This is a genomic window from Sagittula stellata E-37, from assembly GCF_039724765.1.
In the GTDB taxonomy this organism is placed as follows: Bacteria; Pseudomonadota; Alphaproteobacteria; order Rhodobacterales; family Rhodobacteraceae; genus Sagittula; species Sagittula stellata.
On sequence record NZ_CP155729.1, the window covers coordinates 2,638,287 to 2,658,366 of the forward strand.

Sequence of the window (20,080 nt, forward strand, 5' to 3'; positions counted from 1 at the left end):
AACGTGCCGCGCATGGGAGAACGTTTCATCATCGCCGCCGCGCTCTGGCTGGCCAGTGCGGTCATCGCCTTGGCAGAGGTGCTCTCGCCCGAGGAAATGGCCACGCATATCCGTGCGCCGATGTCCATGGGCGCACGGATCTCGGAAAACGGCGTCTATGAACTGCTGAATTCCGGCGGCGCGCAGACGGGGTATGTCTTTCAGACCGAACCGATGGCGCCCCTGCCCGGCTTTTCCGGCGCGCCGATAAATGCGCTCGTGGTGCTCGACCTGGACGGCCGGTTTCTCGACGTGCAACTTCTCAGCCACAACGAACCGATCTTCGTCTCGGGCCTGGGCGAGGCTCCGTTCCACGCCTTCATGGAGCAATACCGCGGCCATTCCATTTCCGACAGCCTCGTGGTCGGAACGCCCTACGGCGGCGCCTCCGACGGCAGCGGTCTGGTCTATCTCGACGGCGTGACGAAAGCGACGGCCTCGGTCCGTATCGCGCATGAATCGATCCTTGCCGCCGCGCTGCAGGTCGCACGTGAAAAGATGGGCGGCATCAGTGCCGGTCCGCCCGCGTTCCCGAACCCCGATATCGACGAAGACCTGACGTGGGCGTCGCTGAACGAAAACGGGCTTTTGACGCACAAGACCCTCACAAACGGGGAAATCGACGCATTGTTCGAAGGGACGCGTTGGGCGCATGACGATCCGGAGGCCAGCGCCGATCCCGATGCGCCCTACCTCGATCTATGGGTTGCCGACATCGGCCCAAGGTCCATCGCCCGCGCATTGCTGTCCGAAGATACACTGCGCGAACTCGACCGCTTCCGCGAGATTTCCACCTTCGATGAACCTATCCTCGTGATCGAGACGGCGCGCCACGGACTCGTCTCCCCCGACTTCATACGCAACACCGCGCCGGACTGGCTTGGCGCCGAACAGAACGGGTTTCCGGTCGCCCTGCGCGACGCAGATCTCTTTGTCCGGCTCTCCGACCAAGTGCCGGAGGCGCTGCACGACGGCACCGCGATGATCCTTCGCACCGACCGGCGCCTTGGGTTCGATCCCGCCGCACCCTGGACCTTTGCGGTGAAGGCGATCCGCGAGCACGGCGTCTTTCAACCGCAGGTCGGTTCCGTCACCATCGAAGCGCAGGTCGCGACCGACGAACGTTTCTTCACCCGGCCGGGTCAGGCACGCCGCTTGTCCCCATTCGAAGAGGCCATCCGCAACCGTGCAGACGACCTTGTTGTGCTCGCGGTCTTCCTCGCCGTCCTCCTGCCCGTCCTGTTCTTCGCGCAAAGCCGTCTGGCCGGGTTCCGTTTTTTCACCCCGGTGCGGCTGACAATCCTTGCCTTCGTCACCGGTTTCATCGGCTGGTGGGGCCAGGGGCAACTGTCCATCGTGACGCCCCTCGCCACACTTCAGGCGGCACTATCGACCCGGCATTTCGCCTACCTTCTCTACGATCCTTTCTCGCTCCTGATCTGGGCGGCCGTCATCCTGGGCTTCGTCCTCTGGGGCCGTGGCCTTTTCTGCGGCTGGCTCTGTCCCTTTGGTGCCTTGCAGGAATTTGCGCATCATATCGGTCGTTTGCTGCATCTTCCCCGGTGGGAACCGTCCCGCACATGGGACCAGCGCCTGAAAAGACTGAAATACCTGGCGCTGGCCGGACTGGTCGCTGTAACCGTCATTTCGCCCGCCCACATGGACAAGGCGGCCGAGATCGAACCCTTCAAGACCGCCATCACCACCATCTTCCTGCGCGAATGGTATTATGTCGCCTACGCCGCCTTCTGGCTGATCCTTGCGCTCTTCACCTTCAAGGGATTCTGCCGATATCTCTGCCCGCTTGGAGCGCTCATGGCGATCGGGGGTGCCTTGCGTCTGCGCCAATGGATCCCCCGTCGCGTGGAGTGCGGCTCACCCTGTCAGCTCTGCGCGGTGAAGTGCAATTACGGTGCCATCCGCAAGACCGGTACGGTCCAGTACGACGAGTGTTTCCAGTGTCTTGATTGCGTCAAGATACACGACGACGCCGGGCAATGTGTGCCGTTGATCCTGAAGGCCCGCTCCACGAAACGCCCGCCGCGCGTTACTGGCCATCCCAACCAGGTGCCCGCCGAATGACCTTGCCCCGCCTCAAGCGCCGCCGTTTCCTGACCCTCGCCGCCGCCTTCGCCTGCGCGCCCCGTCACGCCTTTGCGTCAAGCTGGCAGGGGCGCGCGCTCGGGGCCGAGGTTTCCGTCACCCTGACCGGCCCGCGATCGGAAACGGAGCCCGCTCTGGCCGATCTGCCGGCGCAGCTCGATGCCATCGAAGACCTGTTCAGCCTGTACCGCCCAAATTCGACCCTCTCGCGCCTCAACGATACCGGCTTTCTTGCACCAGATGCCCGTTTCGATGCGCTGATCGACGCCTGCACCAAGGCCCACAGCGTGACCGGCGGCCTTTTCGACCCGACTGTCCAACCGCTCTGGCGCGCTTTGGCCGAAGCGCGCGACCCTGCACCGGCCCGCGCGCTTATCGGCTGGCAGCGGATCCGCCGCACCACGCGGGGCATGTACCTGGATCGTGATCAGAAACTCACGCTGAATGGCATCGCTCAAGGTTTTGCCACCGACCTGATCCGTGCTTCCCTCACCGCGCGCGGCTTTACCCGTGCGCTGGTCGACATAGGCGAACAGGCGGCCATCGGCGGTCCCTTCCGCCTCGCCCTCGAAGATCCCGGGCACGGTTCTCTCGGGCATCTCACGCTGGAAAACGCCGCCCGCGCCACCTCAAGTCCCGGCGCTCTCCACCTGGGAACACAAGCGCACATCCTCGGACCCGCGGGCGAACGTCCCCTCTGGTCGACAGTCAGCATCGAAGCGCGCGACGCCACGACCGCCGACGCGCTGTCAACGGCGGCGGTCTTCATGGACACCGCACGGCTCGAACGCCTCAAGACCGATGCCGACCTCCATCGCATCACACTGGTGGACCACGACGGCAACCTTCGGACTCTCTGACAGGCCTTCAAAAGAAAACTCCCGGCCAGACGACCGGGAGCTTCCATAACTCAAAGACGTGCACCCTCAGCCGTTGGCCTTGGCCACCGCCCGCTTGGTCAGGGTCTTCACAAGGCTCGCACGATAGGCGCCGCTGCCGTGCAGGTCGGAGATCATCCCGTCCCCCGATGGCGCCGACAGCCCGTCAACCGCGCTGGCCGAAAAGTCGCCCGACAGCGCTTCTTCCGCCTCGCTCCAGCGGAACACGCCGTCTTCCGACGCACCGGTCACGGCAACCCGCACCCCGTCCGCACCCTTGGAAACGAACACACCCACCAGCGCGAACCGGGACGCCGGCTGCTGGAACTTGATGTAGGCGGCCTTTTCGGGGATCGGGAACTTGACGGCGGTGACAATCTCGTTCTCGTCCAGCGCAGTTGTGAACATGCCCTGAAAATAATCGTCCGCAGCGATCTCGCGCGTGTTGGTGACAATCGTCGCGCCCGTTCCCAGCGCTGCCGCCGGATAGCAGGCCGAGGGATCGTTGTTGGCAAGCGATCCGCCGATGGTGCCGCGGTTGCGCACCGCCGGGTCGCCGATCTGGCTGGCCAGCGCCGCCAACGCGGGATAGGCCCCGGCCTCCGCCGCCACCGTCGCATGGGTGGTGCCGCCGCCGACGGTCAGAACGCCGCCGTCGGACGACACGCCCTTCAGGTCCTCGATGGCCGACAGGCTCACCAGTACGGACGGCATCGCCAGGCGCTGCTTCAGGGTCGGGATCAGGGTCTGGCCGCCGGACAAAGGCTGCGCGTCTTCCTGCCCCAGCGCCGACACGGCATCGGCCACGGACGTCGGCCGGACGATATCGAATGAATACATCTTGTTTCCTCCTCTGCCGCTCATGAAGGCCATCCACCTTCATCTTGGCAAAAATACCTTCGGGGGGTCCGGGGGGCAGACAGCCCCCCGGCGCTCTCCATTCAGCCGTTGATCGCGGCCCAGACGCGGCCGGGCGACACCGGCATGTCGATGTGCTCCACCTTGTGGCCACCCGACTGCAGTGCGTCGATCACCGCGTTCACCACCGTCGGCGGAGAGCCGATGGCCCCGGCCTCGCCGCAGCCCTTCACACCCAGCGGGTTGTGCGTGCAGGGCGTCTGGCACGAGTGGTCGACAAGGTAGCTGTCGAGCATCGGCAGGTTGTCGGCGCGCGGCATCGCGTAGTCCATGTAGGACGCGCTCAGCAGCTGGCCGTTCTCGTCGTAGGCGCAGTTCTCCAGCAGCGCCTGCCCGATGCCCTGCGCGATCCCGCCGTGCACCTGGCCTTCGACGATCATCGGGTTGATGACGTTGCCGAAGTCGTCCGCGGACACGAATTTCTCGATGGTGACTTCGCCGGTTTCCGGATCTACCTCCACCTCGCAGGCATAGGCGCCCGCCGGATAGGTGAAGTTCGACGGATCGTAGAAGGCCGTCTCTTCCAGCCCCGGTTCGATCTCCTCCAGCGGATAGTTGTGCGGCACGTAGGCTGCAAGCGTCACATCCCCCCAGGCGACCGACTTGTCGGTGCCCGCGACCGAGAACTGGCCGTCCTTCAGCTCGATGTCCGCCTCGGCGGCCTCCAGCAGGTGGGCGGCGATCTTCTTGGCCTTGTTGATGATCTTCTCGGTCGCCCGGACCATCGCCGACCCGCAGACCGCGATGGAGCGCGACCCGTAGGTGCCCATGCCGAACGGGATCTTCGCGCTGTCGCCGTGCACGATGTCGATCATGCTTTCGTCGATACCCAGCATCTCCGCCACGACCTGCGGGAAGGCGGTCTCGTGCCCCTGCCCGTGGCTGTGCGCGCCGACCAGCACCGAAATGGTGCCCGTGGCGTTCACCCGCACGGTGGCCGCGTCGTAAAGCCCGGCACGCGCGCCAAGCTGACCCACGAGGTTCGACGGCGCGATGCCGCAGGCCTCGATGAAGCAGTTGACGCCCAGACCGCGCAGCTTGCCCTTGGCTTCCGACTCCTTGCGACGGGCGTCGAAGTTGCCGAGGTCCATCAGCTCTTCCATCTTGTCCATCGTCGCGACGTAGTCGCCGGTGTCGTAGACCACGGCCACCGGTGTCTGGTACGGGAACTCGGTGATGAAGTTCTGACGGCGCAGCGCGATCGGATCGACGCCCAGCTCGCGCGCGGCCTTGTCGATGATCCGTTCAAGCTGGTAGGTCGCCTCGGGACGGCCCGCGCCACGGTAGGCGTCCACCGGCACGGTGTTGGTGAAGACCGCCTTCACGTTCACCAGCACGTTCGGCGTCTTGTAGTTGCCCGCCATCAGCGTGCCGTGCAGCCAGGTCGGCACCGACGACGAGAAGGTCGACAGGTAGGCGCCCATGTTGGCCAGCGTATTGGTCCGCACGGCGGTAAAGTTGTTGTCCGCATCCAGCGCCAGTTCGATGGTCGTGACGTGGTCGCGACCATGGGCGTCTGACATGAACGCCTCGGAGCGCGAGGACGTCCACTTCACTGCCCGGTTGATCTGGCGCGAGGCGAAGGTGACGAAGGCCTCTTCGGCGTAGTGGAAAATCTTCGTGCCGAAACCGCCGCCCACATCCGGCGCCACGACGCGCAGCTTGTGCTCCGGGATGCCGAGGACGAAGGCGCCCATCAGCAGACGGATCACGTGCGGGTTCTGCGACGTGGTGTAGAGCGTGCTTTCGTCGTTGGCGCGGTTGTACTCGCCCACGGCCACGCGCGGTTCCATCGGGTTCGCGACAAGACGGTTGTTGGTCAGCTCCAGCGTCGTCACATGCGCGGCGCTGTCGAAGGCCGCCTGTGTCTCTGCCGGGTCGGAGCCGAACTGCCAGTCGTAGCAGAGGTTGTCCGACAGGTCGTCGTGCACCTTGGCGGACCCGCCTTCAAGCGCGGCCGCCATGTTCACCACGGCGGGCAGCTCCTCGATATCGACCTCGATGGCTTCGGCGGCGGTGCGCGCCTCTTCCAGCGAGTCCGCCACGACCGCGGCAATCGGATCGCCCACGTGACGGACCTTGCCCTGAGCCAGAACCGGGTGCGCCGGCTCCTTCATCGGGTCGCCGTTCTTGTCGGTCACCTGCCAGCCGCAGGGCAGACCGCCGACGCCCTCGAAGTCGGCACCGGTGAAGATGCGGACGACGCCGGGCATGGCGGCAGCCGCTTCGGTGTTGATCGAGGAGATCTTCCCGTGCGCCACGTCGGAGCGCAGGAAATAGACATACGCCTGGTTATAGACGTTGATATCGTCGGTGTACTGACCGGCTCCGGTCAGGAAGCGGACGTCCTCACGCCGCTTCTGGCTTGCGCCGATGCCATGATCCTTCGGCATTTCTTCCTCCCTGAAGGGGGGGCGGAGAATCTCCGCCCTACAAACTGTCGGACTGTGTGAAGGGCGGACGGTCTCCGCCCCGACTGATATGGCTTACTCGGCCGCGACGGCGGGCACGTCCTGTCCGGACGCCGCCAGGATGGCGCGGACGATGTTGTGGTAGCCGGTGCAGCGGCAGATGTTGCCTTCGAGGTGGTGGCGCACCTCGGCCTCCGTCGGCTTGGGGTTGTTCTTCAGGAGCGCGGCCGCCGCCATCACCATGCCCGGCGTGCAGAAACCGCACTGCAGACCGTGATAGTCCTGAAACGCCTGCTGGATCGCGTTCAGCGAACCGTCCGCGTCTGCCTGACCCTCGATCGTGCCGACCTCGGCGCCATCGGCTTCGGCGGCGAACATGGTGCAGGCCTTCACCTGCAAACCGTTCACATGGATCGTGCAGGCGCCGCATTGCGAGGTGTCGCAGCCCACGTGGGTCCCGGTCAGGCGCAGCTCCTCACGCAGGAACTCCGTCATGAGCGTGTTGCCCTTGACCGACTTGGTGACGGACTTGCCGTTCACCTTCATCGTCACTTCAACCATCGTTTCCCTCCCTGGAAAATCGTTTGTCACAGAATGCACCCACCCCGGAGTGCAGATCAAATCGGCGGATCAGTTGGACACCATCCGCTTGAACCAGCCCTTCTTCTTGCCGTCGTCGGCCTCCGTCTCCGGCGCCTCTTCCGGATCGGAGGGACCTTCGACCGCCTCCTGGAAGTTGGAGAAGAACTGGTCGGCCATCTTCTTGGCGAAACCGTCGATGATGCGGCTGCCGAGCTGGGCAAGTTTGCCGCCGACGCTGGCATCCACGTCGTAGGTGAGCAGAGTGCCGTCCTCGGCGTCCTCCAGCTTGACCACCGCGCTGCCCTTGGCAAAGCCGGCCGCGCCGCCCTTGCCCTCGCCCACCAGCTTCACGGTGTTCGGGGCGTCCATGTTTTCAAGGTTGACCTTGCCCTTGAAGGTCGCCTTCACAGGGCCGACCTTCTGAACGACGGTCGCTTCGAACCCTTCTTCGGCAGAGCCGGACATCTCGGTGCAGCCGGGCACGCAGGCCTTCAGCACCTCCGGGTTCAGGATCGCTTCCCAGACCACCTCGCGGGGGGCCTTGATCGTGCGGGAATCGCTCATTTGCATGGGTTTGTCCTCTCTCTCCGACGCCAGCCTAGGCGCGCAGCGCCCGTCGGGCATATTAGACCAATTGATAACATCACCATTCCGGTGGATTGTGCGTCAGTCCGTATCTCTCGAAGATCCCCGCGATCCGGCCATCGGCCATCGCCGCGGAAATCGCATCCTCCACTTCATATCCCAAGGGCCGCCAGGCGAAATGCACCGCCGTTCCGATCGGCCAATGCGCCTTTGCGAGTCCGGCCAGCGGCGGTTCGTGGATCGCCACGCCCTCGCCCCGGTAGAATTCGAGCTGGGCCAGCGGCCCCATCGCCGCCATCGTCTCCCCCGCGTTCAGCGCCGCCATGGCCGCCTCCATCGTCGGATACCGTCGCACGCCTGCCGCGGTCTGGCCACCCGCGAAACTCGTCAGATAGAAGTCCGAGATCGAATCGTTCTCCACCGCCACGGTGTCGAAGCGGAAGTAGGCCGGAACCGGACCGCCGTCGGGATACTCCGCCACCCGATAGGCGATGGCGATGTGTTCCTCCTGGTACTGGCCGGGGAAGACCACCTGCTCCACCCGGCAGCGAAAGGCCGTGTCGTAGGGCACGCGCATCATCACGTTCGACACCGCGCCGCCCACGATCCCGCCCTTCCAGACGTTATGCCGGAGATCGGCGTCGAGGTTCTCTCCGGCGGCAACGAAGCGGATTACTGGCGTCACGCCGATGAATTCCGCCACCAGCTTCGCCACGTCGACGTCGATGCCCTTCGCTTCGCCGTCCTCTTCCCAGGAATAGGGCGCGTAATCTTCGTAGACCGCGAAGGTCATCGACCCACGGGCGCGGATCGTGTCGAGATCCTGCCCGACGATGTCGCGGCCCGCGTTCTGCGGCTTGGGCTGCGGCACGTAGTCGGCACAGGGATCGGCGGCCCGTACCCCGCCGGCCCCGACGGCCAGCAGCGCGCCGGTCAGCAGGGCTGGCAGAAGGGCACGCAGACCCCGGCCGGCGGCGTTCAGAAAACCCGCGTGTCGAACCATGCCACTCCTCCCCGAAGGCCGTTCGCGCTCAGTGTGCAGCCGACAGCCCGATGGTCAAGGCCTCTGCCGCATGGCGATAGCCCTCTTCACTGCCGTCGATGAAGGCGGCTGCCCGGCTCGCGGCGCTGTCCGCCACCGGCGCACCGGACACGGTCTCGATACCGGCGGCGATCTCCGTCAGCTCCGCCTTGATCAGCTCACCGTCCGCATCGCCCGACCCGGTCGAGAGCGCATCCAGCTGATCGCGCAGGCCCTTCAGCTCATCGGCCACCTCGGCCATCGACTCGTCGTCGGGGCGGGTTTCGATATAGGTGCGGATCGCCCAGGCCGCCTCCTGTCCCAGAAGCTCGCCGAAGGCGGGCATCTTGGTGGTGCCGTTCTGGGTATAGCCATGGCGGAACCGCTCGACGAACCACTCGTCGCCGTATTCCTCCGCCTCGAGAAAGCGCAGGTCGGGGGCCAGCCCGCCCGAGATCACCTCGAGCCCATGGCACCGCGCGCAGTTCTGGTTGTAGCCCGAAGCGCCGATCTTCACCGCCTTAGACCAGACCTCCTCGCCCGCGGCCTCCGCACGGTAGGGGTTCTCGGTCAGCCACTCCTCGCCCACATTCGGCAGCCCGGTGGTGTCCACGGCCTGCGGCGCCACGTCGCCATGGGCCAGGGCCAGCACCGGCAAAACACTCACAAGAGCCGTCATCGCAAAGGTCTTCATCGTTTCCTCCTCCCGTTCGGGGTGATCGCATCGCGTCTGGCAAAGGTGATAAGCCAGCGCTGCGCCGCCGCACCATTGGACTTTCGTGGCGCGGCGGACGGCCCCGCGAGACCTTGGTCGTATTGAGTGCGCGGCCCGCACCTCCGATCCTTCCCACGTGAGCGACTGAGGGAGGACGGGATGCGCACGATCCTGGCAGCGATGACCGCAATCCTGCTGGCGGCGGCGGGGCCCATCCGGGCAGACGAGATCCGCGTGGCATGGGTCCGGCAGGAGATCGCCCTGCCCCCGACCCTGTCGAACCTCGACCCCATGCCCGACGATCTCGGCGTCGCGGGCGCACGCCTGGGGATCGCCGACAACGCCACCACGGGCACCTTCATGGGCCAGTCCTGGACGCTGACGGAACACGCGGTGGCGCCAGACGGCGACTTCGCCGGCGCGGTGGAGGCGGCGCTGGCCGAGACCGATCTCCTGGTGATCGACGCCTCCGCCGACGCGCTCCTCCGGGCCGCCGACATGCCGGGCACCGCGCGCGCGCTGCTCTTCAACACCGCCGCGCCGGAAACGCCGCTGAGAGGCACCGACTGCCGCGCCAACGTGCTGCACACCCTGCCCTCGCGCGCCATGCTGACCGATGCGCTCATGCAGTTCTTCGTGATGCGCCGCTGGACCGCGCTGGTGATGATCGAAGGGCCGAAACCCGGCGACAGGGCGCTGGCCGAAAGCTATCGGGCCTCGGCTGCAAAATTCGGCCTGTCGATCCGGCGCACCGCCGAGTGGACCTTCGACGCCGACCTGCGCCGCAGCGCCGCCGCCGAAGTACCGCTCCTGACCCAGCAGTTCGGCAAGTACGACGTGCTGATCGCCGCCGACGAAGCCAACGACTTCGCCCGCTACATCCCCTACAACACCTGGATGCCGCGCCCGGTCGCTGGCAGCGAGGGGTTGAGGCCCGCCGCATGGTCCCCGGCGGTGGAACAGTGGGGCGCGGCCCAGCTCCAGTCCCGCTTCACCAGGGCCACCGGGCGCGCGATGCTACCGCGAGACTACGCTGCCTGGGCCGCGGTGCGCGCCATCGGCGAGGCGGTCACCCGCTCGGGCGCCACGACCGCGCCGGAGCTCAGGTCCTATATGTTGTCCGGCGCTTTCGAACTCGGCGGCTTCAAGGGCCGCCCGCTGACCTTCCGCCCGTGGAACGGCCAGCTGCGCCAGTCCATCCCGCTCACCCACCGCGGTGCGCTGGTCGCCGATGCCCCGCTCGACGGCTTCCTGCACCCGATCTCGGAACTCGACACGCTGGGCCTCGACGCTCCCGAAAGCGGCTGCGCCGCCTTCGCGAAGTGACCGTAAGGCGCATACCCAGGCCATCCCGGCGCCGCGCCCGCCCTTCATCTTGGCTGAAATACCTGAAACGCCACGCCGCCGCCCTAGACACCTTTCCGGCAGGGGCGCCCGCCTCACGCATTCCCCGCAAGGATACCGCCATGAAGTACACACCGCTCCTCGCAACCCTCCTGCTCTCCCATCCCGCCACGGCGGACGAGATCTGGGTAACGAACGAAAAGGACAACACGGTCTCCGTGATCGACATCTCGACCATGGAGGTGACGCGCACCCTCCCCACCGGCGAGCGCCCGCGGGGCATCACCTTCAGCCACGACTATTCCGTGGTCTACATCTGCGCCTCCGACAGCGACTCGGTGCAGGTGATGGACCCCGTCTCGGGCGAGGTCCTGCACGATCTGCCCTCGGGCGAGGACCCGGAACAGTTCGTGCTGCATCCAGACAACCGCCACCTCTACATCGCCAACGAGGACGACGCGATCACCACGGTCGTCGATACCGAGACACGCTCCGTCGTGGCCCAGATCAACGTCGGCATCGAACCCGAGGGCATGGCCGTCTCGCCCGATGGCAAGATCGCCATCACCACATCCGAGACGACGAACATGGCGCATTGGATCGACACGGAAACCCAGATGCTCTTCGCCAACACGCTGGTCGATTCCCGGCCGCGTCACGCAGAGTTCGTCAAGGACGGGACCGAGCTCTGGGTCAGCGCCGAGATCGGCGGCACCGTGTCGGTCTTCGACGTGGCGACACAGACGGAGAAGGCCAAGTTCGGGTTCGAGATCAAGGGCGTGCACCCCGACAAGATCCAGCCCGTGGGATTCGAACTGACAGCCGACGACAGCCACGCCTTCGTGGCGCTGGGGCCGGCGAACCACCTCGCCGTGGTGAACGCCGAGACCTACGAGGTCGAGGACTACATCCTCGTCGGGCGCCGGGTCTGGCACATGGCGTTCAACGCCGACAAGTCGCTCCTGTTCACGACCAACGGCGTGTCGGGCGACGTGACGGTGGTCGACGTGGCAGCGCGCAAGGCGCTGAAGACCATCAAGGTCGGCCGTTTCCCCTGGGGCGCGGCCTTCCGCCCCACGCAATGAGCGTTCCGGACACGGGGAGCGCCGCCCCGGCGCGGGCGTTGCCCGCGTCCTGGACGGTTTTAGGACCCGGAGCGGGTGGCGGGCAAGGAGGGGGCGCTGCCCCCGCGCCTGCGGCGCTCCCCCGAGGTATTTCGGCCAAGATGAAGGCGGGGCCGTGCGCGGGTGATACGAGGGTCGCGCTTGCAACCGGGTGCGGGAGGCTATCATTCTGCCCACCATGTTGACCGTTTCCGATCTTTCCTTTTCGTATGGCGCCAGGCAGGCGCTCGATGCCGTGAGCTTTTCGGCGGAGCCGGGGCGGTTCACCGCCCTTCTGGGCCCGAACGGTGCCGGCAAGTCCACGCTGTTCGCGCTGATGACCCGGCTGTTCACCTCTTCGGTCGGGCGGATTTCCATCGCGGGCCATGACATGGCGGCGGCACCCCGCGCGGCGCTGGCCAAGATGGGTGTGGTATTCCAGCAGCCGACGCTCGACCTCGATCTGACGGTGCGGCAGAACCTCGTCTATTTCGCGGCGTTGCACGGGTTGTCCGGCAAGGACGCCGAAACGCGGATCGCGGCGGCGCTCGACCGGCTTTCGATGCTGGAGCGGGCGGGCGAAAAGGTGCGGGCGCTGAACGGCGGCCATCGGCGGCGGACCGAAATCGCGCGGGCCCTTGTGCATGACCCTGCCGTCCTGCTTTGCGACGAGCCGACCGTCGGGCTGGACGCGCAGGCGCGCTCGGCCATCACCGATCACGTGCACGACCTGGCCGCGGACGGGCTGACCGTGCTTTGGGCCACGCATCTGACTGACGAGGTGCGCCCCCTGGACGACGTGATCCTTCTGCATCGCGGGCGGATCCGGGCACGTGGCCGGGCCGAGACGTTGACGGAGGGTTCGCCGCTGAAGGACTGGTTCCTGGCCGCCACGGAGGGGGAGACATGAGCGCGCCGCCCCGCATCCCGCTCTGGCCGGCCTTCCGCGCCATCGCCGCGCGCGAGCTTTTGCGGTTCGTGCACCAGCGGGAGCGTTTCTTGGCAGCGCTGGTGCGCCCGCTCGTCTGGCTGCTGGTCTTTGCCGCCGGGTTCCGCGCAGCACTCGGGCTGTCGATCATCCCGCCGTACCAGACCTACATCACCTACGAGACCTACATCGTGCCCGGCCTGTGCGGAATGATCCTGTTGTTCAACGGGATGCAGTCGTCGCTGAGCCTTGTCTACGACCGGGAGATGGGGTCAATGCGGCTATTGCTGACGGCGCCCCTGCCCCGGTGGTATCTATTGTTTTCAAAGCTTTGTGGGGCGACGTTCATAGGAATTCTGCAGTGCTACGCGTTCCTTGTCATCGCCGTGCTGTTCGGCATCGACCATCCGCCGCTTGGCTATGTCACCATCCTGCCCGCGCTGGTGCTGGCGGGGCTGATGCTGGGGTCGCTGGGTTTGGCGCTGTCGTCCTTCATCAAGCAGTTGGAGAACTTCGCCGGCGTGATGAACTTTGTCATCTTCCCGATGTTCTTCCTGAGCTCCGCGCTCTATCCCCTTTGGAAGATGCAGGAATCCTCGGAACTGCTGTACTGGATCTGTCGCCTGAACCCGTTCACCCACGCGGTGGAGCTGATCCGGTTCGCGCTGCATGTCGACTTTTCGCCGTGGGCGCTCTTGTGGACGCTAGTGGCAACGGCCGTCTTCACCCTGTTCGCCCTTTGGGGATACGATCCGGCGCGCGGGCTGATCCGGCGCAAATCGTGACCGGATCGGAGCGCGGGACGTTCACGCGCCCGTCCTAGGTTCAATGACCGGACAATGCTGACAGCCGACGCACAAGTGGCGATGCGCGGCCTGAGGCCATTGGACATGGCGGTGGATGCTTGCCGCGCAAATACCGCCCCGCGTTTCCCACACCGCACCTGCGGGCGCAAAAGGTCGTACGACCAAAGCACGAGGCGCGGCACCCCTTCCGGTTGACGTGCATCAAGTCCGGGCGAATTGCGCGGACCTACCCTGTCTCCGAACCTTGCAAAGGAGACCGACATGGCCCGCATTCTACCGACCCTCGCGCTGCTGCTGGCAGCTGCCCCCGCTTTCGCCGACACCTTCGAGGAGGTGAAGGTCGCGGCCGGCAAGACGCTGTTCGACGCCGAATGCCGACGTTGCCACGCCCCCAACGCCACCGATCCGTCCTACGGCCCGCCACTTGAGAACGTCCTGAACCGGGCCGCCGGAAGTGTCGGAAATTACGACTATTCCATCGCGCTGGAGGCCTCGGGAATCGTCTGGACGCCCGCCGCATTGCGTGCCTGGATGGAGGACAACGACGGCTTCATGCCCGGCACCAAGATGCGCCACGTCGGCATCGAGGACCGCACCGTTCAGGACTTCATCCTGGCCTATCTCGCGTCGATCAGCCCGCAGGACAACACCGCCGTCGACGGCGAGTGACCGCGCCCGCCGTCGGCGCAGCCAAACACCCGGAACCGGGGGGGGCGGCGGTGCCGATGGCCGCCGCGATCCACATGTCAAGTCGGCGATGGTCGTACGACTTTCGCCGTCTATCGGCCCGGACTCCGATTTCTATACTTCGATCCAGACGGCGCAGAGGCCACCCGCCCGGCGCCGGGGGAACGACCATCTAAACCGTTCATGGGAGGAGACTGATGAACAAGTTCGTCGCCGCCGTCACCCTGTCCCTGCTCGCGATCAGCGCGCAGGCCGAGGTGACCGAAGACATGCTGGCCAACGACCAGACGATGACCAACCAGGTTGTCACCAATGGCATGGGCCGGGACCTGCAGCGCTATTCGCCGCTGGATACCCTCAACAAGGACAACGTCAAGAACCTTGTCCCCGCGTGGGCGTTCAGCCTAGGCGGTGAAAAGCAGCGCGGGCAGGAAACCCAGCCGCTGGTTTACGACGGCGTGATGTACATCACCGGGTCGTACTCGCGGATGTATGCCATCGACCTGGAGACCGGCAAGGAACTCTGGCAATACGACGCCCGCCTGCCGGAAGGCATCCTGCCCTGCTGCGACGTCATCAACCGCGGCGCGGCCCTGTACGGCGACAAGGTGATCTTCGGGACGCTCGACGCACGGCTCGTGGCGCTGGATGCCAAGACCGGCGACGTCGTCTGGAACAAGAAGATCGCCGATTACAAGGCAGGCTATTCCTACACGGCGGCCCCGCTGATCGTGAACGGGCTGGTCATCACCGGCAACTCCGGCGGTGAATTCGGCATCGTGGGCGAAGTGCAGGCGCGCGACGTCGACACCGGCGAGATGGTCTGGACCCGCCCGGTGATCGAAGGCCACATGGGCACGCTCAACGGCAAGGAATCCACCATGACCGGCACGCTGAACGCGACCTGGCCGGGCGACATGTGGAAGACCGGCGGCGGCGCCACCTGGCTGGGCGGTTCCTACGACGCAGAGACCGACACGCTGGTCTTCGGCACCGGCAACCCGGCGCCCTGGAACAGCCACCTGCGGAATGCGGGCACGCCGACCGAAGGCAACAAGGGCGACAACCTTTATGCCGCCAGCCGTCTCGGCATCGACCCCGCCACGGGCGAGATCAAGTGGCACTACCAGACCACCCCGCGCGAAGGCTGGGACTACGACGGCGTGAACGAAGTGGTCGCCTACACCGACCGCGAGGGCAACAAGCGCTTTGCCACCGCCGACCGCAACGGCTTCTTCTACGTTCTGAACCGCGAAGACGGCGCCTTTGTCGATGCCTATCCCTTCGTGAAGGACATCACCTGGGCCTCCGACATCGGCGACGACGGCCGCCCGATCTACAACGAGGACAACCGCCCCGGCGATCCCACCGCCTCGGCCGATGGCGAGAAGGGCGATGTGGTCTTCTCCTCCCCGGGCTTCCTCGGCGGCAAGAACTGGATGCCCATGGCGTTCAGCCAGAAGACCGGCAACTTCTACGTGCCCTCCAACGAATGGGGCATGGACATCTGGAACGAGCCGATCACCTACAAGAAGGGCGCCGCCTACCTCGGCTCCGGCTTCACCATCAAGCCGAACTACGAGGACCACATCGGCTCGCTCAAGGCGATCGATCCCGCCACGGGCGAATGGAAGTGGGAATACAAGAACGACGCGCCGCTCTGGGGCGGCGTGATGACCACCGCCGGCGGCCTCGTGTTCTTCGGGACCCCCGAAGGCAAGTTCATGGCGCTCGACGATGAGACCGGCGAAGAGCTCTGGTCGTTCCAGACCGGTTCCGGCATCGTCGGCCAGCCGATCACCTGGGAAAAGGACGGCGAACAGTACGTCTCTGTCGTGTCCGGCTGGGGCGGCGCTGTTCCGCTCTGGGGCGGCGAGGTCGCCAAGAAGGTCAACTACCTCAACCAGGGCGGCATGGTCTGGACGTTCCGCCTGCCGAAGGAACTGGCGTCGGCCGAGTAACCTCCTCCCTGCTCAAGGCTGACACGCCCGGGGTCCCCGTGACCCCGGGCGTTTTACGTGTTGGGGTGGGCTTGACGGCACGTGCCCGGCAACGGCACAGCATGTGACACGCCGCGTACGGCACCGATCCGCCAAGGGCCAAAAAGCCGGTTTGCAAAATGTCGCAGTTTGCTGCAAGTTTCCGCAAAATACGGAATCGCAGCCATGACCTTCGCCCCCAACAGTCCCGAAGCGCGCCAGGACGCGCTGCGCTTCCGCCTCGACCGGGGCCAGCCGCTGAACCTGGCCGCACTGGCCGAGGAGTTCGGCGTTTCAACCGACAGTATCCGCCGCGACCTGAAGGCGCTGGAGGCGCAGGGCCATGCGCGTTGCATCCGCGGTGGCGCGCTGCCGGTGAGCCGCCCCGCCGCCCACACCCTCGACCGGCTGGGACATGACGGCGCCGAGCAGGCCGCACTGGCCGCCGCCGCGCTGCCGCTGATCGGGAACGACATGGTCCTGATGATGGACGGCGGCACCTCGGTTCTGGCGCTGGCGCAGGGGCTGCCCCACCTGCCCGACTGCCTCGTGGTGACACCCGCGCCCGCCGTGGCGCTGGCGACGCTGGCCGCGGGCATTCCCACGCACCTCGTCGGCGGGCGCCTCTCGGCCTTCGGCGCCGTGGCGGTCGGCCATGAGACGGTGACCGCGCTCGACGGCATTGCTGCCGACATGGCCTTCATCGGTGTCTGCGGGCTGGACGCGGGTTTCGGCCTCTCCGCCGACGACCCGGACGAGGCGCACGTCAAGCGGGCGATGATCGCCTCCGCACACCGCACCGTGGCCCTGACCGGCGCCGCAAAGCTGGGATTGCGCGCGCGCCACCGCGTCGCCCCTTGCACCGACCTCGACCTTCTGATCACCGATGCCGCAGACGACCTGACCGCCCCGCTTGCGGCATCCGGGCTGGAGATACGCCATGTCTGAGACCTTCCCCTCGCCCCGCCTGGCCGTCAGCGCCGCCTTCGCCCTGAACGGCGTCCTGCTGGGCGCCTGGGCCGCGCGCGTGCCCGCCGTCGTCGACCGGTTCGACCTTTCCGAAGGCACGCTGGGCATATTGCTGCTGGTCATGGGGATCGGCGCATTGATGTCCTTTCCGCTCGCCGGACGACTGGCCGACAGGTACGGCGCCTTTCCGGTGACCAAGGTGCTGGCGGGCGTCTACCTCGTCTCCATCGTGGCCATCGGCCTCGCCCCCGACACGACCGTGCTGGCGCTGGCGCTTTTCCTCTTCGGGGTGGGCCACGGCGCCATGGACGTGACGATGAACAGCTGGGCCGCCGAAGTGGAACGCCACGCGGGCCGCTCCATCATGTCGTCCTTCCACGCAATGTGGAGCCTCGGTGCCGGGCTCGGCGCAGGAGGCGGCTGGCTGGCGTCCCGGCAGGATCTGCCTCTGGATGCCCATTTTGCCGTGACCGCGCTGGTCGCGATGGTGATCTTCGGCCCTCTGATGCACACCCAGTGGACCTCGACCCGGACCACGCCGCAGGCCAAGGGGCCGGTCTTTGCCCTACCGCGCGGCGCGCTGGTGCTGGTCGGACTGATCGCCATGGGCGCGGGCCTTGGCGAAGGCGCCGCCGCAGACTGGAGCGCGGTCTTCCTCGCCGACGTCATCCAGGCGACCCCGTCGCAGGCCGCGCTGGGATACGCGGTGTTCTCCGTCACGATGGTGGTCATGCGCCTGAACGTCGACCGCCTGATCACCCGCTTCGGCGCCGTTGCGGTGGCGCGGTTCAGCGGCCTGACCGCCGCCGCAGGCTACCTGCTGGCGACCGCCTTTGCCACGCTGCCAACGGCGCTCGCCGGTTTCGTGCTGATGGGGCTGGGCTATGCGGCGGTCATCCCGCTGGCCTTCAGCCGCGCCGCCGCCGACCCGGACGTGCCGCCGGGACAGGCCATCGCCTCCGTCGCGACGCTGGGATACGGAGCCATGCTGCTGGGACCGCCGACCATCGGTTTCGTGGCCGAAGCGACGTCGCTGCGCGCATCGTTCCTGCTGGTGGGCTGCGTCGCCCTGATGATCGCCGCGCTGGCGCCTGTCCTGGGCCGCCGGACCCACCGCGCCACGGTCTGAGCGGCGCAAGATTTTTCGACGAAAAATCTCCCCACCGTCCGGCCCGATCAAATCGCCAATACCCTGCGTCTCCACGCGCGTTCGGGCCGGAATGCCCTGCCGTCCGCCGTGGGTCCGGACGATTTTTCGAGGAAAAATCGTCGCCCTCTGGGCGGGCCGCGTCAGCGCGCCTTGAACAACCCGCCCAGAACGCCGCGCACGATCCTCCGGCCCGTCGTTCCGCTCAGTTCCTTCATGATCATCTTGCCCATCGCCTCGCCGAAACTCGGGCTTTCCCGATCCCGTCGGGTGGAGGCCCCGGAGGTCGAGCGTGTCACGCGCTTTCCCGAATACCGCCGGGCAGACCGATACTCCCGTTCCTGCGCGGCCATCTCCTCTTCCTCGCGCTCGGCGGCCTCGGCCGCTTTCGCCGCAGCTTCGGCGCGTTCCCGCAACATCTCATGGGCCGAGCGCCGGTCGATCCGGGCTTCGTACTTGCCCCTGAGATCGGACGCGCCAATCACGCCGCCCCGTTCCGCGGCCGTGATCGGGCCAAGCTGAGACGACGGCGGCCGGATCAGCGTCCGCTCTGCAATCCCGGGCACGCCCTTCTTCTCCAAAAACGAGGTCACCGCCTCGCCCACGCCGACCTCGCGGATCGCCGTCTCGATGTCGAAGGCGGGGTTCTCGCGGTAGGTCTCCGCCGCCAGGCGCAGCGCCTTCCGGTCGCGCGCGGTGAAGGCCCTCAGCGCATGTTGCACGCGGTTTCCCAACTGGCCGAGGATGTCCTCGGGAATGTCGTCCGGCGACTGGGTGACGAAGTAGACGCCCACGCCCTTCGACCGGATCAGGCGGGCCACCTGCTCCACCTTGTCCACCAGCGCCCTGGGCGCATCGTCGAACAGCAGGTGCGCCTCGTCGAAAAAGAAGACGAACTTCGGCTTCTCCGGATCGCCGACCTCCGGCAGGTCCTCGAACAGTTCCGACAGGAGCCACAAAAGGAACGTCGCATAGAGCCGCGGCGCACCCATCAGCGCATCCGCCGCCAGCACGTTGACCTGCCCGCGCCCCTCCGCATCCACGCGCATCATGTCCTTCAGGTCCAGCGCAGGCTCGCCGAAGAAGGCCGCGCCGCCCTGGTTCTCCAGCACCAGAAGCCGCCGCTGGATCGCACCGATCGAAGCCGTCGAGATATTTCCATAGCGCAGCGACAGATCGGCCCGGTTCTCGCCCAGCCAGACCAGCATGGAGCGCAGGTCCTCAAGGTCGAGCAGGCCCATCCCCTCCTCGTCCGCCAATCGGAACGCGATGTTGAGGATGCCTTCCTGCGCGTCGGACAGTTCCAGGAGCCGCGACAGTAGCAGCGGCCCCATCTCTGCCACGGTGGTGCGCACCGGGTGGCCCTGGGCGCCGAACAGATCCCAGAAACACACGGGGAAGGCCTGGTAGGCGTAGTCATCGAAACCGATCCTGCCGGCGCGCTCGGTGAAGGCGCCGTGCAGCTTGAAATCCGCGCTGCCGGCCTTTGCCAGGCCGGACAGGTCCCCCTTCACGTCGGCCATGAAGACCGGCACGCCCGCGTTCGAGAAGCCCTCCGCGAGGATCTGCAGAGTGACCGTCTTGCCGGTGCCCGTGGCGCCTGCGATCAGGCCGTGACGATTGGCATATCCCAGGGTCAGGTGTTGCTTTTCACCGTAGTCCGGACCGCCGCCGCCAACAAACAGATCAGTCGCCATGTGTTCTTCCCTTTTCTGCGCAGGTGACCATACATCCTTAACTAATCAATGCCATAGTCATTGTCGGTCCGGGGCGTCATGTCCTCTCCTGCCCCGGGCAGACTTCCTCCCTGTCAGACTGGCCGCGCCTTCGGGCGCGGCTTTTTTCGGCACATGCGGCGCCTTTCC

General features: G+C 66.3%; 17 protein-coding genes. 10 read left to right on the forward strand and 7 right to left on the reverse strand.

Going from position 1 to position 20,080, the window contains the following annotated elements; genetic code table 11:
* The first annotated feature begins 12 nt into the window (after positions 1–12).
* Both ABFK29_RS12520 and ABFK29_RS12525 read left to right on the forward strand, forming a co-directional pair.
* Entirely contained in the window at positions 13–2,121 is a 2,109-nt protein-coding gene (locus tag ABFK29_RS12520) for a 4Fe-4S binding protein (protein WP_005860857.1), read from the forward strand.
* Positions 2,118–3,002: an FAD:protein FMN transferase gene (locus tag ABFK29_RS12525; RefSeq protein ID WP_005860859.1), complete on the forward strand. Its 885-nt coding sequence runs from the start codon at positions 2,118–2,120 to the stop codon at positions 3,000–3,002. Before ABFK29_RS12520 ends, ABFK29_RS12525 begins: the two co-directional genes overlap by 4 nt.
* A 66-nt stretch (positions 3,003–3,068) precedes the next feature.
* Here the strand turns inward: ABFK29_RS12525 and ABFK29_RS12530 are convergent, their stop codons facing one another.
* The 6 genes from ABFK29_RS12530 to pedF all read right to left on the reverse strand — a co-directional run bounded on the left by ABFK29_RS12530 (position 3,069) and on the right by pedF (position 9,231).
* Positions 3,069–3,860 (reverse strand): FAD binding domain-containing protein, encoded by a 792-nt coding sequence (locus ABFK29_RS12530; RefSeq protein ID WP_040604787.1) that lies wholly within the window; start codon positions 3,858–3,860, stop codon positions 3,069–3,071.
* 101 nt (positions 3,861–3,961) lie between these two features.
* Positions 3,962–6,331 carry a xanthine dehydrogenase family protein molybdopterin-binding subunit gene (locus tag ABFK29_RS12535; RefSeq protein ID WP_005860861.1) on the reverse strand — a complete coding sequence of 790 codons (2,370 nt, stop codon included), beginning with the start codon at positions 6,329–6,331 and terminating at the stop codon, positions 3,962–3,964.
* Positions 6,332–6,424: 93 nt separating this feature from the next.
* On the reverse strand, positions 6,425–6,910 hold the full coding sequence (locus ABFK29_RS12540; RefSeq protein WP_005860862.1) for a (2Fe-2S)-binding protein: 486 nt from the start codon (positions 6,908–6,910) through the stop codon (positions 6,425–6,427).
* A 69-nt stretch (positions 6,911–6,979) separates the two neighbouring features.
* On the reverse strand, positions 6,980–7,501 hold the full coding sequence (locus ABFK29_RS12545; protein ID WP_040604788.1) for a CoxG family protein: 522 nt from the start codon (positions 7,499–7,501) through the stop codon (positions 6,980–6,982).
* 73 nt (positions 7,502–7,574) lie between these two features.
* The gene (locus ABFK29_RS12550; protein WP_005860864.1) at positions 7,575–8,519 is read right to left on the reverse strand and encodes a transporter substrate-binding domain-containing protein; all 945 of its coding nucleotides are present in this window, start codon (positions 8,517–8,519) and stop codon (positions 7,575–7,577) included.
* Between the two features lie 28 nt (positions 8,520–8,547).
* Complete coding sequence (gene pedF / locus ABFK29_RS12555; RefSeq protein WP_005860865.1) at positions 8,548–9,231, reverse strand: cytochrome c-550 PedF; 684 nt, start codon at positions 9,229–9,231, stop codon at positions 8,548–8,550.
* Between the two features lie 180 nt (positions 9,232–9,411).
* Here pedF and ABFK29_RS12560 point away from each other — a divergent pair, with 180 nt between their 5' ends.
* The 8 genes from ABFK29_RS12560 (at position 9,412) to ABFK29_RS12595 (ending at position 18,197) form a co-directional block, all read left to right on the forward strand.
* Complete coding sequence (locus ABFK29_RS12560; RefSeq protein ID WP_005860866.1) at positions 9,412–10,578, forward strand: ABC transporter substrate-binding protein; 1,167 nt, start codon at positions 9,412–9,414, stop codon at positions 10,576–10,578.
* Positions 10,579–10,718: 140 nt separating this feature from the next.
* Positions 10,719–11,681 (forward strand): YVTN family beta-propeller repeat protein, encoded by a 963-nt coding sequence (locus tag ABFK29_RS12565; protein WP_005860867.1) that lies wholly within the window; start codon positions 10,719–10,721, stop codon positions 11,679–11,681.
* Positions 11,682–11,898: 217 nt separating this feature from the next.
* Positions 11,899–12,609 carry an ABC transporter ATP-binding protein gene (locus ABFK29_RS12570; RefSeq protein ID WP_005860868.1) on the forward strand — a complete coding sequence of 237 codons (711 nt, stop codon included), beginning with the start codon at positions 11,899–11,901 and terminating at the stop codon, positions 12,607–12,609.
* Positions 12,606–13,412: an ABC transporter permease gene (locus ABFK29_RS12575; RefSeq protein WP_005860869.1), complete on the forward strand. Its 807-nt coding sequence runs from the start codon at positions 12,606–12,608 to the stop codon at positions 13,410–13,412. Before ABFK29_RS12570 ends, ABFK29_RS12575 begins: the two co-directional genes overlap by 4 nt.
* 282 nt (positions 13,413–13,694) lie before the next feature.
* Positions 13,695–14,102: a c-type cytochrome gene (locus ABFK29_RS12580; RefSeq protein WP_005860870.1), complete on the forward strand. Its 408-nt coding sequence runs from the start codon at positions 13,695–13,697 to the stop codon at positions 14,100–14,102.
* A gap of 215 nt (positions 14,103–14,317) precedes the next feature.
* Positions 14,318–16,081, forward strand: coding sequence for a PQQ-dependent methanol/ethanol family dehydrogenase (locus tag ABFK29_RS12585; RefSeq protein WP_005860871.1), 1,764 nt, complete (start codon positions 14,318–14,320; stop codon positions 16,079–16,081).
* 204 nt (positions 16,082–16,285) lie between these two features.
* Entirely contained in the window at positions 16,286–17,047 is a 762-nt protein-coding gene (locus ABFK29_RS12590; protein WP_005860872.1) for a DeoR/GlpR family DNA-binding transcription regulator, read from the forward strand.
* Complete coding sequence (locus ABFK29_RS12595; protein WP_005860873.1) at positions 17,040–18,197, forward strand: MFS transporter; 1,158 nt, start codon at positions 17,040–17,042, stop codon at positions 18,195–18,197. Before ABFK29_RS12590 ends, ABFK29_RS12595 begins: the two co-directional genes overlap by 8 nt.
* A gap of 161 nt (positions 18,198–18,358) precedes the next feature.
* Here ABFK29_RS12595 and ABFK29_RS12600 read toward each other — a convergent pair whose 3' ends face one another.
* Positions 18,359–19,912 (reverse strand): helicase HerA-like domain-containing protein, encoded by a 1,554-nt coding sequence (locus ABFK29_RS12600; RefSeq protein WP_005860874.1) that lies wholly within the window; start codon positions 19,910–19,912, stop codon positions 18,359–18,361.
* Positions 19,913–20,080: the final 168 nt, after the last annotated feature.

Coding starts and splice junctions, on each gene's coding strand:
- ABFK29_RS12520 (WP_005860857.1), top strand. CDS start 13: ATGGGAGAACGTTTCATCATCGCCGCCGCGCTCTGGCTGGCCAGTGCG.
- ABFK29_RS12525 (WP_005860859.1), top strand. CDS start 2,118: ATGACCTTGCCCCGCCTCAAGCGCCGCCGTTTCCTGACCCTCGCCGCC.
- ABFK29_RS12530 (WP_040604787.1), bottom strand. CDS start 3,860: ATGTATTCATTCGATATCGTCCGGCCGACGTCCGTGGCCGATGCCGTG.
- ABFK29_RS12535 (WP_005860861.1), bottom strand. CDS start 6,331: ATGCCGAAGGATCATGGCATCGGCGCAAGCCAGAAGCGGCGTGAGGAC.
- ABFK29_RS12540 (WP_005860862.1), bottom strand. CDS start 6,910: ATGGTTGAAGTGACGATGAAGGTGAACGGCAAGTCCGTCACCAAGTCG.
- ABFK29_RS12545 (WP_040604788.1), bottom strand. CDS start 7,501: ATGCAAATGAGCGATTCCCGCACGATCAAGGCCCCCCGCGAGGTGGTC.
- ABFK29_RS12550 (WP_005860864.1), bottom strand. CDS start 8,519: ATGGTTCGACACGCGGGTTTTCTGAACGCCGCCGGCCGGGGTCTGCGT.
- pedF (WP_005860865.1), bottom strand. CDS start 9,231: ATGAAGACCTTTGCGATGACGGCTCTTGTGAGTGTTTTGCCGGTGCTG.
- ABFK29_RS12560 (WP_005860866.1), top strand. CDS start 9,412: ATGCGCACGATCCTGGCAGCGATGACCGCAATCCTGCTGGCGGCGGCG.
- ABFK29_RS12565 (WP_005860867.1), top strand. CDS start 10,719: ATGAAGTACACACCGCTCCTCGCAACCCTCCTGCTCTCCCATCCCGCC.
- ABFK29_RS12570 (WP_005860868.1), top strand. CDS start 11,899: ATGTTGACCGTTTCCGATCTTTCCTTTTCGTATGGCGCCAGGCAGGCG.
- ABFK29_RS12575 (WP_005860869.1), top strand. CDS start 12,606: ATGAGCGCGCCGCCCCGCATCCCGCTCTGGCCGGCCTTCCGCGCCATC.
- ABFK29_RS12580 (WP_005860870.1), top strand. CDS start 13,695: ATGGCCCGCATTCTACCGACCCTCGCGCTGCTGCTGGCAGCTGCCCCC.
- ABFK29_RS12585 (WP_005860871.1), top strand. CDS start 14,318: ATGAACAAGTTCGTCGCCGCCGTCACCCTGTCCCTGCTCGCGATCAGC.
- ABFK29_RS12590 (WP_005860872.1), top strand. CDS start 16,286: ATGACCTTCGCCCCCAACAGTCCCGAAGCGCGCCAGGACGCGCTGCGC.
- ABFK29_RS12595 (WP_005860873.1), top strand. CDS start 17,040: ATGTCTGAGACCTTCCCCTCGCCCCGCCTGGCCGTCAGCGCCGCCTTC.
- ABFK29_RS12600 (WP_005860874.1), bottom strand. CDS start 19,912: ATGGCGACTGATCTGTTTGTTGGCGGCGGCGGTCCGGACTACGGTGAA.